13 protein-coding genes, 1 tRNA gene and 1 pseudogene are annotated in these 15,837 nt (G+C 45.6%); 13 read left to right on the forward strand and 2 right to left on the reverse strand.

Annotated features, from left to right (window positions below; translation table 11 throughout):
- Nucleotides 1-60 precede the first annotated feature (60 nt).
- Entirely contained in the window at nt 61-534 is a 474-nt protein-coding gene (locus tag LO777_RS02125) for a hypothetical protein (protein WP_228855930.1), read from the reverse strand.
- Nucleotides 535-2,184: 1,650 nt separating this feature from the next.
- On the opposite strand from LO777_RS02125, the gene LO777_RS02130 reads away from it, so the two are divergent.
- The 6 genes from LO777_RS02130 (at nt 2,185) to LO777_RS02155 (ending at nt 8,887) form a co-directional block, all read left to right on the forward strand.
- Entirely contained in the window at nt 2,185-3,372 is a 1,188-nt protein-coding gene (locus LO777_RS02130) for a TolC family protein (RefSeq protein WP_228855931.1), read from the forward strand.
- The gene (locus LO777_RS02135; RefSeq protein WP_228855932.1) at nt 3,369-4,511 is read left to right on the forward strand and encodes an efflux RND transporter periplasmic adaptor subunit; all 1,143 of its coding nucleotides are present in this window, start codon (nt 3,369-3,371) and stop codon (nt 4,509-4,511) included. Before LO777_RS02130 ends, LO777_RS02135 begins: the two co-directional genes overlap by 4 nt.
- Nucleotides 4,508-5,653 carry an ABC transporter permease gene (locus LO777_RS02140; protein WP_228855933.1) on the forward strand — a complete coding sequence of 382 codons (1,146 nt, stop codon included), beginning with the start codon at nt 4,508-4,510 and terminating at the stop codon, nt 5,651-5,653. The genes LO777_RS02135 and LO777_RS02140 overlap by 4 nt, the downstream gene beginning before the upstream one ends.
- 1 nt (nt 5,654) lies before the next feature.
- Nucleotides 5,655-6,347 carry an ABC transporter ATP-binding protein gene (locus LO777_RS02145; RefSeq protein ID WP_228855934.1) on the forward strand — a complete coding sequence of 231 codons (693 nt, stop codon included), beginning with the start codon at nt 5,655-5,657 and terminating at the stop codon, nt 6,345-6,347.
- A 408-nt stretch (nt 6,348-6,755) separates the two neighbouring features.
- Nucleotides 6,756-7,460 carry a response regulator transcription factor gene (locus LO777_RS02150; RefSeq protein ID WP_228855935.1) on the forward strand — a complete coding sequence of 235 codons (705 nt, stop codon included), beginning with the start codon at nt 6,756-6,758 and terminating at the stop codon, nt 7,458-7,460.
- A 2-nt stretch (nt 7,461-7,462) separates the two neighbouring features.
- The gene (locus LO777_RS02155) at nt 7,463-8,887 is read left to right on the forward strand and encodes an ATP-binding protein (protein WP_228855936.1); all 1,425 of its coding nucleotides are present in this window, start codon (nt 7,463-7,465) and stop codon (nt 8,885-8,887) included.
- 383 nt (nt 8,888-9,270) lie between these two features.
- Here the strand turns inward: LO777_RS02155 and LO777_RS02160 are convergent.
- Nucleotides 9,271-9,357: transfer RNA gene (locus LO777_RS02160), tRNA-Leu, on the reverse strand.
- Between the two features lie 87 nt (nt 9,358-9,444).
- Here LO777_RS02160 and LO777_RS02165 point away from each other — a divergent pair.
- The 7 genes and pseudogenes from LO777_RS02165 to ribH all read left to right on the forward strand — a co-directional run bounded on the left by LO777_RS02165 (nt 9,445) and on the right by ribH (nt 15,825).
- Entirely contained in the window at nt 9,445-10,416 is a 972-nt protein-coding gene (locus LO777_RS02165; protein WP_228855937.1) for a bifunctional riboflavin kinase/FAD synthetase, read from the forward strand.
- A gap of 153 nt (nt 10,417-10,569) precedes the next feature.
- The gene (locus tag LO777_RS02170) at nt 10,570-11,199 is read left to right on the forward strand and encodes a tetratricopeptide repeat protein (protein WP_228855938.1); all 630 of its coding nucleotides are present in this window, start codon (nt 10,570-10,572) and stop codon (nt 11,197-11,199) included.
- A 74-nt stretch (nt 11,200-11,273) separates the two neighbouring features.
- Nucleotides 11,274-12,398 (forward strand): DVU0298 family protein, encoded by a 1,125-nt coding sequence (locus LO777_RS02175; protein ID WP_228855939.1) that lies wholly within the window; start codon nt 11,274-11,276, stop codon nt 12,396-12,398.
- Between the two features lie 172 nt (nt 12,399-12,570).
- On the forward strand, nt 12,571-13,173 hold the full coding sequence (locus LO777_RS02180; RefSeq protein WP_228855940.1) for a tetratricopeptide repeat protein: 603 nt from the start codon (nt 12,571-12,573) through the stop codon (nt 13,171-13,173).
- A gap of 19 nt (nt 13,174-13,192) precedes the next feature.
- Complete coding sequence (locus LO777_RS02185) at nt 13,193-13,852, forward strand: riboflavin synthase (RefSeq protein ID WP_228855941.1); 660 nt, start codon at nt 13,193-13,195, stop codon at nt 13,850-13,852.
- Nucleotides 13,853-14,083: 231 nt separating this feature from the next.
- Nucleotides 14,084-15,295, forward strand: a complete 1,212-nt coding sequence (locus LO777_RS02190) for a bifunctional 3,4-dihydroxy-2-butanone-4-phosphate synthase/GTP cyclohydrolase II (protein ID WP_228855942.1) — start codon at nt 14,084-14,086, stop codon at nt 15,293-15,295.
- Between the two features lie 63 nt (nt 15,296-15,358).
- Nucleotides 15,359-15,825, forward strand: a pseudogene (ribH, locus tag LO777_RS02195) (6,7-dimethyl-8-ribityllumazine synthase).
- Nucleotides 15,826-15,837 lie beyond the last annotated feature (12 nt).

The raw sequence follows: 15,837 nt of genomic DNA on the forward strand, positions 1-15,837 counted from the left end.
CAGTAGTTTGGTCGAGTTATCAGTTCAGCAGCACCCCTGAAAATAACTTTTCAGAATCGTCTATTTTCCTGACGGCTGATGTGCTACACAGGTGAAATAGCACATTATCTGACTGTTTTTCCCTGATTTTTTCGATATGGAGGACAAAAAAAGATAATCATTGTCCCGTTCCTGGACAAAACATTCAAAGGAATTGTCACCGGCGGTTTTATACAGATTTATACCACTCATGAAGCAGAGCTGAAATAACTGCTCATACCGCTCTTTCCTGATGGATACCTGACATTCCCCTCTTATGACATGTCCCTTAAATCTTACGACAGGTTGGCTTTGCAGTGACCTCCTCTCAGTCAACCCACACCCTTCTGTTGTTATTGACGGAGTGGCATACATGGCAAATTGGCGGAGTTTTCGATCTGCTCCATATGCAAAACTTGCAGTAAAAATAAGGAAAAGAACAATGGAAGAAAGAGAAAAATGTTTTTTTATAAAAGCTGATTGCCGTTTTTCAAAATGACTGCAGAGGAGTCTCATAATAGAATTGCTCCAAACTTTAATATCGGTAGAATCGCTGCAAGAGCAAAAAAGAAAAGAATGGCGAGCCCCATGCATAATGTTGCTGAAAGATGAAGCAATAGCCATTGATGGCGTGATTGCGATTCCTTCCCTCGGAGCCACAGACCAAACACCAGGGTCAGCCCTCCCCAGGATAGTGGCACAAAACCCGTTAACGAGATGATCCGGATTGCAAAATTGGTAAGGATCGGCAACGGCATTTGAGTTTCCGTATATTGAACCAGCAGGTTGCTTATCGGTGTAATAACAACCCAGGAAATGAGCCAGAGTAAAAAAAGTAAAAGAACGTTGCAACAGAGGGTGATTTTCCACATGACATATAACAATCTATTTGAATTATCAGTTTATTGGATGACTGTACCAACAGACAGCATTGGCAAAACAGCCCCAAGCATATGACAGCAGACAGCAAAAAAAATCCATATAACATGCATAAGCATGGAGAATACGCATCCATCCCCGTTAAGCCGACCCGAGCGTTTTCTCCCCCAGTACATACAGAAAGACAGTGAAAGTACGGCAAGAGATTGCCAGTGAATCATCTGCCACCAGATGGGAACTGGTAATGGAGCCAGGGTGATTAATGAAAACAGAGGTAGCTGAAGGGAATCTGAAGAGATTTGAAAAGACCACCATAATCCTGATGCATACCAAAGCAACACACAATAAACTGCTGTTAGACCAGTTAACAGCGAATATCCCAATAAAACAGAAAAGTTCATAAAAACGCTCCTTTTTTAAGATTTTCTAGTGAAATTTAGGTGCTAACAACTTTTCGCAGCTTGAGTTTTGTACTCACTGCCCCAATCACAAACCGGGTACCATTGCCAGGACGACTTTTTGTGGAGCTCATGTTTTTGTAATAGCCGGAAGCAAATTCATCCCAGGGAATCATGAGGCTCCATTTGATCCAGCGATTTTTAGGAAGTAGTTTTTCGGACAAGCTTGCATATTCTACCATTGTATCACTACATTTACTTCACAAGTAACAGTATGTTGAAACTTTTCAGGGATATTTTGATTAACTGACAGGCGACCCTATATCGGAGAATATGCATATGGATGTCAGTATACCAGTGTGAAGGAGGTTTTTTGCTCAATCAAAAAACGGGTTCATTCTCTGTGTGGTGCGGGTCGTTCATTTTCAACAACGGGATTGTCGACGGGTATCCCCCATTCTTTTTTGGCTTTGGAGAATAAGTGAGGGAGAAGGGTTGGTTCAGCACGGACAGGATAGGCTGAAACTTTTTAGAGTCCGGCGTCTCTGTGTTTTGGTGATTTGAAAAAGCTTTTGAGACGTGAGTTTGTTTTATGATAGCTGATCTTGTACTGCCTTCCCTCTTTACCAATTACTGTTAAGCCACGGTCAAGTTGTGTAAAATTTTGTAAAGATGATGTTGGAAAAAGGAATTGCGCAGTAGTATGTGGGTAAATCTTTTTTGGGATCACCCTGAAGGATTTGGAAGAGTTTGTTAAGGGAAATGTTACAGGGCATTGAGAGAATTTATCGTACAAAGATATAAGGATCAGGCAGTGAAAAAAATCAGCTTATTTATAGTGTTACTGTTACTATTATTTTGTATGGCATCTCCCCTCTACGGGCAAACATTGAGCTTGCAGGATTGTATTCAGAAAGCCCTGCGCAGCCATCCCGACATCAAACGATTCATCCAGCAGGTCAGGTCAAACCAGAAAGAAATTGATATTACCCGGGCTGATTATCTGCCGCAAATATCAATAGATGCAGAATATGACCTGACCAGAACGTATATTTTCCCAGGTAACGGAATCTTCAATACCAAAGAGAGTGATGGCTGGCAGGCTGGAGTAACGTTTAAACAGAAAATATGGGATTTTGCACGGACAAGCTCCCTTGTTAACGCCCAGGAAGTGCAGCAGGGAATAGCCGAATTATCCCTTCAAGATGCCAGGGCACTACTCGCCTATAAGGTGAAACTCCAATATGAACTGGTCCTTGTCCAGCAGAAGGCCATTGATGTCAGAAAACATGATTTTCAGACAAAAGAAGCGTTGTATAAACAGGCAAAAGCTCTAGTTGACCAGGGACTGAAAACCAGGGCCGATGCCTCACGATTTTTATCTTCGACCTCCATTGCACAAGACAACCTGGCAATCGCTGAGTCAAATTTTTCAAAAGCCCTGATGATGCTCTCTCTGTACATAGGAGAACCTGTTTCACAGGATACTATCTTTGAAAAAAACAGTATCAATACCGAAGTATATTCCATTGATGAAAAGGTGGTTCTGAAAGAATCACCCGTTCTTCAAGGTCTGGAGGGGAAAATCAAACAAAACGAATACCTTTATCAAGCGACAAGAGCATCTCGATATGGTTCCATTGATGCCATAGCCTCGTACTCGCATCTAGATACATTGAATGCTTATGATGCAACGGTGGTCGGGGTTATGCTCAGCATTCCCTTGTATACCGGTGGACGACTTTCGGCCCAGGAGGAGAAAGCTTTTATTGACAAGCAGAATGCAGAAAATGAATACAAGTCAAAAGTGTTGGAGCTCAAGCAGGATTATAGAACCTTGCTTTATGATTTGAAACGCTTACAGCATACGATCAAGGCGAAATCCAACCAGTACAGTTCAGCTCAACAAACAGCAGACGTCATGAAAGGACGTTATCGTGAAGGACTTGCAACGTATATTGAGGTACTGGATGCAGTGGCCGTGATGTCGGATGCCGAACTCGGACTGCTCCAGGCAACATATGACAGAAGCAGTACAATTCATCGATTAGAATATTTACAAGGAAAAACCAAATGAAAGCGGTTGTCAAATATATCCTGGCTGTTGCCTTGGTGGCAGCCCTTGGGTTGGTTGTATATTTTAAAGTGTTTGTCCCCAAACATACATTTGCAATAATTCACCCATATTCCGGTCAGCTCAATGTGACTGTACAGGGCATCGGTAACGTTAATGCACTGAACGTTTATTCCATTACAGCTCAGACAGGTGGAAAAATTTTACAGATTTTGACTGATGAAGGTAGAAGGGTCAAAAAAGGAGACCTGTTAATTGTGATAGATGGTGTGGATTTATCCCAGCAGCTTGGAGCAGCAAAAGCAGATCATACCAAAGCTCAATACGAGGTTAAAGCCCTGCAAGGTGAATTGAGAAATCAGGAGGCACAGAAAACCCTTTTGCTAGTCACATTCAAACGCTATAAAAAACTTATTAAACAGGGGTTTGTAACACAGGCTGAATATGATAAAACCCTCGCGGACTGGCAGGGGATTCAGGCTGCCATTACAGCAACCGAATCGAGGATTGAATCTTCTCAGGCAGCTGTTTTGTCTGCTTCTAAGCGTGTTGATGCGCTGCAGGAAAAAATAGACCGTTTACGAGTTTATTCTCCAACAGATGGATATGTTATCACAAGAGAGGCAGAGGTCAGCCAATATGTGCTCCCCTCATCACTGATTTTGAAAATTGTTGATCCTGCGTCTCTGTGGGTTGAAGTGAAAATTGATGAGCGAATAGGTGCGCAGGTCAAAACATCTCAGGAGGCGAGGATTATCCTCCGTTCACAACCTGACAGACCATACAGGGGCGTGGTCAAAAGAATTGATGCCATGACGGATCCCGTCACCCTGGAGCGAACAGTCAATGTTGTCTTTGAGAACCTTCCCAAACCATTTTTTATCAATGAGCAGGCCAGGGTAATTATTGCTGTCCGCAAATATGATGATGTTGTCAAAATTCCTCTTGCTGCGGTGGTACAGAGAAACGGGAAAACAGGTGTGTGGGTTGTTGAAAACAGACGTGCCCATTTTTCAGTTCTCAAGACAATAGCCGCCAATGATTCTGAAATGGCGATAGCTAAAGGAGATCTCAACACCTCGATTATTCTCCCGAACAAACATAAAAAAGAACTGAGTGAAGGCATGAGGATCTATCAATGATTCATCTCGCCAGGGAAGACGTCAGGCACACTCTCGGCAAGTTTGTTGTAACAGCCATGGGTGTAGGCATGCTGCTTGGCATAGTCTTGATTATGATGGGAGTCTATCGTGGGATGCTTGTCGATGCCGAGGTGTTGTTACATGATATAAATGTGGACTTGTGGGTTGTGCAGGAAGAGACACTTGGTCCTTTTGCAGAAGCATCACGGGTACATGATGATCTTCAGTATACAATTCAATCTGTGCCGGGAATTGACAAAAGCAGCATTATAACATTCCAGAATATTCAGCTACCTAAAAAGAAAGATAAAGTTCGTGTTTTTGCAGTGGGCTACGATGTCTATGGTGATATCAATCCTGTAAATCCGGAAAGACTGGTCAGAGGTCGAACGCTGAAAACAGATCATTTTGAAATCGTTGTGACCGATAAAACGGGTTTTTCACTTCATGACCAGATACAGATTGGACGTCATATTTACACGGTTGTCGGCGTAACCCACGGCAGTGTCTCCTCCGGAGGAGATCTTCTGGTCTATATCAGCATTAAGGATGCCCAGGAACTGCAGTTCTCGTTTTCGAACAAACGAATCCAGACCGATAGAGCAAGGGGGATTATTAATCGGGACACCCATATGGTCAATGCCGTTATCGCTACTGTTCTTCCTGGTTACAATGCGGAAAATGTTGCCAGGGATATACGCAAATGGCAGCATAAAAGCGTATACACAAAAGATCAGCAACGGGCTGTTTTGACAAAATATGTCGTTGAAAAAGCATCAAAACAGATAGGTCTGTTTACATCCATCCTGGTGATCGTTGCCACGATTATCATATCGCTTATTATTTATACGATGACTCTGGAAAAAATGAAGGAAATTGCCATCATGAAACTGATGGGATTACCCAATAGTATGATTGTGAGAATGATCGTTGAAGAGACGTTGTTGCTTGGCATACTGGCTTTTATATTCGGTAATATCTTCTCCCATCTCATTTATGGCAAATTTCCCAAACGGGTGGTTTTGGAGATACCTGACGCATGGATGTTGTTTGGAGTGGTAGTAGTCGCAAGTATAGCCGCATCGTTTGTTGGGGTGAAAAAAGTGATTAATGCTGATCCGGCCTCAGCCATAGGGGGCTGATATGAAGAACAATATAGCTATACGGGTTGAAAACCTCCATAAGTCCTTTGGCGATGGTGACAGCCTTGTTGAGGTCATTAAGGATGCCTCATTTACTATCAACAAGGGTGAACTGATCGGCCTTATCGCCCCAAGCGGAGGAGGCAAAACGACCCTTCTCATGATGATCGGATGTGTCGAAGAACCAAGCTCGGGAAAGATCTGGATTGGTGAAGAAAAAGTATATGATAACAGATGGTTGACCAATGAAACCCGAAAAATACGCAGGGAGAAAATAGGGTTTATCTTTCAGGCGCATTACCTTATTCCGTTTTTGAATATCATTGACAATCTGACTCTGCTCCCTCAGGCCAACAAGATCAATGAAAAGGCAGCACAGAAAAGGGCCATGGAGTTACTCCGTTATTTTGGTATTGGGGATAAGGAAAAAGCGATGCCCTCCCAACTTTCAGGTGGACAAAACCAACGGGTTGCCATTGCCAGGGCACTGGTCAATAATCCGCGAATCATCCTGGCTGATGAACCGACAGCGGCTCTTGACATGCAGCGCTCAGTGGATGTGGTAAAAATGCTGAAACAGATTGCAGTGGAACAGAAGGTGGCAATTGTTATGGTAACCCATGATGACAGAATGCTCCCATACTGTGACCGGATTATGAAGATAGAAAACAAGGCAACCATATTTGATCAGTAATCTCGTTGAACTGGAGTTCAGAGTTTCGTATTATCGGCGGAGGGCTCGTGCCACAAATCTCTGAAACTCTAAACTCCAGGCCCTTTCCCTGTTGTGCTCCTACCGTTAGCAGAAGCATTGTCTCGACGTCTGCTATCCTGCCGATGTTCTGGAGATGTTGTATTGTTTGTCTGTTGCTGCCATTCCGTACGAAACGGGTTGTGTTCTGCTTCACCTGCATTCCGTATGGTGCACCATTGTACAGAGTTCTTCATTGCTCATAGCTGAAGAATCATCCATCGCAAAGGTCGGTACGGCAGATAACAGTCAGCATCATTGTTGTTCCTGGTGTAAAGTAGTGTACGTTGTTGGAAAAAAAGAGGGTGCGGTAGTATCCGGAAATTTGAATTGCCGGAGGGAGTGGAAGGTATGAAACAGGTTTTGGTTATCGATGACGACAGGGAACTTTGCGAGTTGGTAAGTGATTTTTTAGAGTCGGAAGGGTTTGACGTTGAAACCGTTCATGATCCCCATATTGGTCTTCAACGTGCGCTGTCTGAAGAACACAGCCTGGTGGTGCTTGATGTGATGCTGCCGGGCATGACAGGGTTTGATCTTCTGCGTAGTCTCAGGCTTTCCTCGCAGGTGCCGGTGCTGATGCTCACTGCCAGAGGTGAAGATATTGACCGGATTATCGGGCTGGAGATGGGGGCTGATGATTATCTACCCAAACCTTTTAATCCCCGTGAACTTGTAGCCAGGATTCATGCAATCTGCCGCCGTGTGCAATTTGTTGAAAAGGTTGAAGAAACTACACCATCCAGGATTCAGCTTGATGATATTATAATAGATGTTTCCACGCGAACGGTAAAACAGAACAACCAGGATGTCAGGATTACGGCTGTAGAGTTTTCTCTACTGTATGAACTGATGAAACATGCCGGCAATGTTATGGAACGTAACGAATTGACCCGGAAGGTACTGGGGCGGGAGTTGGAAATTTTTGATCGTAGTATTGATGTTCATGTCAGCAGCCTGCGTAAAAAGCTTGGTCACAGGGTATATGACAGGGAACGGATTAAAACTGTCCGTTCTGTCGGCTACTTGTACACTTTGAACCTGAAAGATTCGTGATTATGCGCAGCCTTTTTATTAAAATATTTCTGAGTTTTCTGCTTATCACACTTCTGGCAAGTGTTACAACTGCGGCGATTTCCTACTGGGCACAGATTGGTCCCTATGCCCAGTTGAAAAATCGCCTGGAGCAGCATCAGTACCAGTCTGTTCTCCACACCATGGCGGTGACAGGGATTGCAGCAGTAAAAATATTGGAAACTGGTGGTGAGCAGGAGCTTGTCTCTTACCTGATCGAGATTGAGCAGGATGCTGATGACCATATTTTTATAGTCAAGGCAGACGGTCGTACGTTTTCCGGCAGGGAGTTGCCCTCTGGTGCAGCTGATCTTGTTGAATCAGTCCATCGTTCTGCTGATATTCAATATATTATAGAGGAAACAGCAATTATTGTGGCAAAGCCTTTTGAAGTTCCAGGCTGGAAAGAAACTGTTTTGATCGGAACTATTCCCAGAATCACCTGGCCGCCTTCTTTTCCACAGGGAATACAGAACCGGAAACAGTTTAATGACTTTTCTTTTCATTTCCCGTTTGGGCTGCCGCTTCTTATCATGATGCTTGTGGCTGCCACCGGCTGTTACCTGCTGGCCAGATCATTGACTGCCCCGGTTCGTTATCTGCGTGCTGCGGTTCAGCAGATGGCCAAGGGAGATTTTTCGGTTCGCATTTCCCTGCCTCTCGGACGGAAAGATGAAATTGCTGATTTGAGCAGGGATTTCAACACCATGATTGAACGGATAGCATTTCTGATTGAAGCGCAGAAACGCTTACTGCGAGATATTTCCCATGAACTGCGTTCCCCTTTAACCCGAATGAATGTGTCGCTGGAACTGGTTCGGCGGCAACCGGAAAATGCAGAATCTTATTTGCTGCGAATTGAAAAGGAGTCGGACAGATTGAACGACCTCATCGGGCAGCTGCTCACCCTGACCAGGCTCGAAGGAAAGGTGGACAATAAGGAAAAGGAACAGCTGAACGTCTCGGAGCTGGTTGAGGAGATAGCAGGCGATGCCAATTTTGAAGCAGCCGGTCTTGACCGAAGGGTGCAGCTTGGAACTCTTGATAATGCCATGGTTCTGGGATCCAGAGAGATGCTCGGCAGGGCGCTGGAAAATGTGATTCGCAATGGTTTACATTACACCGCAGCAGGAACAGTTGTTGACGTTGAGGTTGTACAGGATGAGGGGCATGTGACAATACGCATCAGAGATCATGGTGTTGGCGTGCCTGAGGACAAGCTTGAGCAGATTTTTAAACCGTTTTACAGGGTGGCAGAATCGCGGAATCGGGACAGCGGCGGGAATGGTATAGGCCTGGCCATTGCAAAACAGGCGGTATTAATGCATGGTGGAAGCATTGAAGCCCGCAACCATACAGATGGAGGACTTGTTGTTGTATTGCGTCTGCCATTGCAGAACGGGACATGAGTGTTAATTGCTTTTTTTTGAGAAATGGTGTTAATGTATTTTTCCAAAGCTGGGCCAAGGGATGTATTCATGGCCCTTCGCGGATTTTGATACCGCTGATCTTTCATATCCTGCTCAACAACGGTTGCCCAGGCGATAGCTTCTCCTTTGGTATCAAAAGTCCTGGCAACGGTTTCAAACCCTTTTCGACGTACTGTCGCCAGATAGCTTATTCCGCATTTGATTTTCGTTTTTCAATTCGAGCCAATTTTGCTCCAATTTTGCTTCATTTTGTAACCAAAATAGCATAAAACAGCAAAAGACAGCAAGAGAGGAGGAAAAGTATGAAGACACAAAAAAAGGCTTTATCCCATTATTACTGGGATAAAGCCTTGAAATTTAAATGGTGCCGAAGGGGAGACTCGAACTCCCACGAGGATACCCTCACTAGACCCTGAACCTAGCGCGTCTACCAATTCCGCCACTTCGGCAAGTGCGGTAGAATATGAACCCTGAGCGGTTATTTGTCAAGACTTTCTTGACCCAATAAAAAAAAAATATGTATCCTGAAATGGTTTATGAAAATTTATAGAGATATTGGTGAGATCAGCAGCCCACTGAAGGGAGCTTGCGTAACCATAGGAAATTTTGACGGTGTACATCTTGGTCACCAGCAGCTTTTTGCAGAGGTTGTGAAAAGTGTGTCGAAGAAAAACGGGACAAGTGTGGCGATAACTTTTGATCCACATCCACTTCAGATTTTACTGCCGCAAGGGATAAAACTGATTTCGACCATTGAGCAGAAAATTGAACTGGTGGAGATGGCCGGTATAGATGTTCTGCTTGTCATCCCCTTTACCCTTGAGTTTGCGAAAACCACTGCTGAATATTTCGTGGAGCATTATCTGGTGGAAAAGCTCGGGCTGAAGGAGCTTGTAGTCGGTTATGATTATGCCTTTGGCAAAGGGAGGAGCGGTAATATTGAGTTTCTCAGGAGACAAGGAGAAAAATTTGGTTTTCCGGTTAAGATAATTAATCCTTTTTATGAAAAAGGTGAACTTGTCAGTTCCACGAAAATACGGCAGCTTGTGATGAATGGAAGGATGGCGGATGCCTGCGCTCTTCTGGGAAGGTATTATCAGATTCGCGGGACGGTTCGTGTCGGCAGACAGCGTGGGGGAAAAGAGATTGGTTTTCCCACGGCCAACCTGAAGTTTGATCGGGAGGATCTTGTGCCCAAGCATGGTGTTTACGTCACCCAGGTCATATGTGAGGGGCATTGTTATGGAGGAATCCTCAATATCGGTCGCAATCCGACTTTCGGGGAAGACCAGCTGGTGGCGGAGACGCATATTTTTAATTTTAACAAAGATATTTACGGTAAACCCATAAAAGTCAATCTGATTAAATTTCTCAGAAGTGAGCGTAAATTTCCCGGTGTGAAGGAACTGGCCGCTCAGATTGAAAAGGATGTCAAACAGGCAAAACAGATTCTCCATGCAGAAAAAGATAAATTACAGTCAACCTGCGGGGAAAGGTTCAATCGTTGATGGTGCCGACTGTATTTTAGGTTGCAAGTAAAGGGAAGGTGTCTATATTGTAGGCGGCCGGGGAAATGACAGGTCAAAGAGTACACAAAACTGTATCCCGTCTGTAAAAAACAGCGGGTTGTTTTTATAGATAGAGAAAATTTGAGGAAAATTATGTCTGAACAGCTGCAGGAAGATTTATCCAAAGTAATAGCGGAACTGGAAAAAAAATGCAAGGAACACCCCAACTCTGTAATGGCCTTCCATCACCTGGGTCTGGTGTATATGAAGGCGGGCAGGATTGACGAGGCCATAAAAGCTCTCGAGACAGCCATTGAGATTGATGATTTAAGTTGTGAGAGCATGATTAATCTTGGAGCAATCTATTTCGGCAGGGGTAATCTTGAAAAGGCAAGGAAACTTAATGAGAATGCCGTGAAAGTACAGCCGGAAAATGCCCAGGCACATACCAATCTTGGTCTGATTTATCAACAGAGCAATGAGCTTGATAAGGCCATTGCTTCGTATGAAAAAGCCCTGCAGTGCGATCCGAAACTTGCCAATATCTGGATGAACCTCACCTCGGTTCTGACCATGAAAGGGGAAGATGAGCGTGCTGAGAAAGCGGCAAGAAAGGGGTTGGAGCTGGATCCCGATTCTTCGCTTGGTCATAATAATCTGGCCGTTGCCCTGTATTTCAACGGAAAATATTCAGAAGCGAAAGAACACCTGGATAAGGCAAAGGAACTGGGTTACTCAGTTGATCCCAAATTTGCCGCCAGTCTTGCGGAAAAGCTCGGCTGATTATTCGGGCCTGTAGTTATTTTCACTTTCCGAAATACAGGAATGGGGTTTTCATTTTTATCAGCAATGGGCAGATGGCTAAAGATATAGTAACAACAGATCCCTGGTGTCCGTTTTGCGGGCAGAAGGTAGGCAGGGCAACGGACAGCCCGGAGAGGCAGATGTACGAATTTCCCATGGGGGAGTGTCAGTGTGGGGCTGTATATGCCTGTGAGGCAACCGGTCACAATGTGGGGGCGGCCATGGTGGAAGCACTCATGTACGCCTGTGACGGCAACAGCGATTTCGCCTGGGAGCTTCTTCCGGAAGAGGATTATCTGACCGGACGGATAGAGAATTATGATGAGCGGACCCATCAGGTCGTTGCCAAGAAAAATATCGATGGAAGGGCCGTTCGCGGGGTGCTTTATTTTGTTCGTTTGCATACTGATGTCTCTGAAATTGCAAAAAAAATACAACAGAAAAACAGGGAAATCACCAACGAAACACTCCAGGCTCTTCTGAAAGAAGACAGGGCGGAGATTGAGCCGCTTCCGGAGAAAGACACGGTCAGGAAAAAAATCACCAAAAGACAGATTAAAGGGCTGGTCAGCCAGGGTGACGTGGAAGGTCTTGTTGCCCTCTGTTTCGGGGATAAAAAAGGACTTCGTCTCCTGCAGAGACTTCTCTATGACCCGGTGGAAGAGAACCGCTGGTATGTGGCCTGGATCACGGGGCGGGTCTGTGCCAGGCTGTCAAGTCGTGAACCGGGGCAGGTGTCGGAACTCCTTCACAGGCTGTTTGAGGCCTGTTCCGACTCTGCGGCAACTCCATGGGGAATGGTGGAAACCATCGGTTATATTGTTTCCATGCGACCGGATATTTTTGGAGCGTTTGCCAGGCATCTTCTCAATTATATCCACGAACCCTCCACCCGGACTCAGGTGCTCTGGGCATTGGCTGAAGTCTCAAAAAACCGGCCTGACCTGATCAGAAACCTTCCCTTCTACAGTCTTTTTGATTTCCTGCAACACCCTGATGCAGGTGTACGGGGTAACTGTGTGCGTCTTATGGGGAACATCAGGGCAAAGGAAGTCAGGGGAAAACTTGCGGAATTGCAGGAAGATGGTGAGGAATTTATATATTATAAGGACGGGGAACCTGTATCCATGACAGTTGGCAAGGCTGCTGTGGATGCTATTCGTGCCGTTGATGGGTAAGTGATCAGGGGTACCGCATATTCGCACGGTCGCGACTGCCCGCATAGTGGGCTATAGCGTCCAGTCACGCCTGCACGAATCTACGGCACCCCTGACCACTTACAGAGGTAAGGTAAATGAAAACACATAGTTACAAATCCTGTGACCAGTTACGTTGATGGAGGATTGTCAGATGAGCAGTAAGTTACAGAATATTGAGTCGATTGCTCCGGTTGCCGGGGATGGGGCGGAAAAGAAAGTGACTGATTCCGTGCAGGCCGAGTATGAAGAGGGGAAACGTTTTCTCGAAAATAATAATCCGGGTCAGGCGGCAGTTGCACTGCATAACGCCCTGGTCGGGTTTGAAAAAAGAGACGATGAGTCAGGAGTGGCCAATGCCTGCAATCAACTGGGTCTTGTCTGTCTGGTCAAAAAAGAGTATGACCTTGCCCTGGAACATTTTCAGAAGACGTTTGCAATCTGTGACAAGTCCAATGACAGGATGAGTCTTATCGCTGTTTCAAAAAATATCATTAGAGCTTATCGTGGTCTTGAGCAGTATGATAAGGCAGTATCACAGGCCCTTGAAGTTCTTGACTGGTATCAGGATAATCGCGATCCCCAGGGGGCCGTTTCAACCCTTGAACTGCTCGCTGAAATTTATATCGATTCTGGAAATAATAACGGTGCGGCGGATGCTTACAGGACGGCTGCTTCCATTCATAAAAATTTCAAGCATAATAATATAGCAGCGGGCCTTATTGAAAAGGCTGAACGTCTGGAGAAGGAAGGTTGATCTGTCGAGGAGACCTGTCATGTTTACCGGAATAATAGAGGGGGTTGGCAGACTCGTTGCAAAGAAATCGGTTGGTGGTGGTCTTGTGTTTGCCATTGAGGCCGGATTTGATCTTCGAGATCCTGTGGAGGGAGAATCCATTGCAGTCAGTGGAACATGTCTGACAGCCTATAATATAAAGGGTCGCAGTTTTCAGGCTGATGTTTCTCCGGAAACCCTCAAGCGCACCCGACTTGGTTTGCTCAATCAGGGTGACAATGTCAACCTGGAGCGGGCACTGAAGTTGTCTGATCGACTTGGAGGGCATATGGTGGCCGGTCATGTGGACTGTATGGCCAGGGTAAAAACCATAGAGAAGGCCGGGGAGTATACAATCTTTACCTTTTCTCTTACTCCGGAACTGGACAGGTATGTGATTGAAAAAGGGTCCATTACCATTGACGGTGTCAGTCTGACAGTGAACAGTTGCAGGCCTGGTATTTTTGCTGTTTCCATAATTCCTCATACCCTGGCGGTCACGACGCTGGGAGAGTTGACGGTGGGTGACAGGGTAAATATAGAAGTTGATCTTATAGGGAAATATGTGGAGAAGCTTCTTTTTTCATCGAAAGATCGGAATATTGAGAATAAAGGGGAAGGTATCGGACCCGGTTTTCTGGCAAAGCATGGATTTGTATAACCGGAATTCAGGTACAGGTATACCTGGATGAAAGAAAATCTGGAATTTTGATGGACTCGTAAAAACTCCGATCTACTGCGTTGTGGGGTGATCGTGTAATGCTCGACGTACTCTATGTACGCCTGCGCTTACACGACACCGCCACGCCTTGTATATCGAAGTTTTTCCAGAGTCCATCTGAGAACGTTGAACGACTTTTTACAAGATCATCAATTTTAGAGTGTGAATATTATGGCTGTGAGTCCAATTGAAGAGGTAATTGAGGATATCAGGAATGGCAAGATGATAATTCTTGTCGATGACGAAGACCGTGAAAATGAGGGTGATCTTTATATGGCAACCGAGGCCGTTGACGCCGAGGCCATTAATTTCATGGCAACCTACGGCAGGGGCTTGATCTGCCTGACGCTGTGTGGAGAGCTTGTGGACAAGCTGCAGCTTCCCATGATGGTGAATGACAATAAGTCTCCTTACGGCACCGGTTTTACGGTCAGTATAGAGGCACGGACAGGTGTTTCCACCGGGATTTCAGCGGCCGACAGGGCACGTACGATCCAGGCTGCTGTTGCCCCTGATGCTAAGCCCGGCGATCTTATCAGCCCCGGTCATATTTTCCCTCTCAGGGCCAGGGATGGTGGCGTGCTGGTCAGAACCGGGCAGACGGAAGGCTCTGTTGATATCTCCAGGCTGGCTGGACTGACTCCTGCCGGTGTCATTTGTGAAATCATGAACGATGACGGTACAATGGCCCGCATGCCGGATCTTGAAAAATTCGCTGAAAAACATAATCTCAAGATTGCGACAATTGCCGATCTTGTCGAATACAGATTGCGTGAAGATGTCCTGATTAAACGGGAAGCCGAGGCAAGGATACCCACGGAACATGCGGGAGAATTTAAGGCAGTTATTTATACGAATTCTGTAGACAGCCACGAACATATCGCTCTTGTCAAAGGGGATATCAGCCAGGTTGAAAGGGTCCTTGTCCGGGTTCACTCCGAGTGTCTTACCGGAGACGTGTTTGGTTCTTCCCGGTGTGATTGCGGGTTGCAGCTTAAAGCGGCGATGAAAATGATTGATCAGGAGGGAGCCGGGATTGTCCTCTATATGCGTCAGGAGGGAAGAGGAATAGGTCTGGTGAATAAACTCAAAGCCTACTGCCTTCAGGATAATGAAGGAATGGATACAGTTGAGGCAAACCATAAACTCGGCTTTAAAAGTGATTTGCGGGATTACGGTATAGGAGCCCAGATTCTGCGGGATCTCGGCGTAAAAAAAATGGCTATCCTGACCAATAATCCCAAGAAGATTGTCGGGTTGGAAGGATACGGTATTGAGGTTGTTGAGCGTATTCCGCTGGAGATGCCTGCCGGAGAAGAAAACAAGGGATATCTTCTCTGTAAGCGGGACCGCATGGGGCATCTTATAGCTGTTGAAGATTGAGAGGGGTTGGTTGATAAAAAAAATTGTTCAATCGGACCTTTTGAAAAATTGTAAGGTGAAAATATGGCGAATATTATTGAAGGAAGCCTTAAGGCTGATGGGAAAAAATTTGCAGTAGTTGTTGCACGGTTTAACTCCTTCATCAGTGAAAAACTGCTTGAAGGGGCGTTGGACAGCCTGGTTCGATCGGGAGCCCTGGAGAGCGATATTGATATCGTGCGGGTGCCGGGAGCATTTGAAATTCCGCTGATTGCCAAGCGTCTGGCCGGTTCACAGAAATATAATGCAGTCATTGTACTGGGTGTTGTTATCAGGGGGCCACTCCCCATTTTGACGTTGTGGTCAATGAGGTTTCCAAAGGAACGGCCCAGGTAGGTCTTGAAACCGGTGTCCCTGTTCTTTTCGGGGTGCTGACGACGGAAACAATTGAGCAGGCCATTGAGAGAAGTGGCACCAAGGCTGGCAATAAGGGTGCTGAGGTAGCAGTTGCTGCTATAGAGATGGCCAATCTGGTTGAAAGCCTGCATTGATTTGATGCAGCA

It is taken from the genome of Desulfomarina profundi (genome assembly GCF_019703855.1).
In the GTDB taxonomy this organism is placed as follows: domain Bacteria; phylum Desulfobacterota; class Desulfobulbia; order Desulfobulbales; family Desulfocapsaceae; genus Desulfomarina; species Desulfomarina profundi.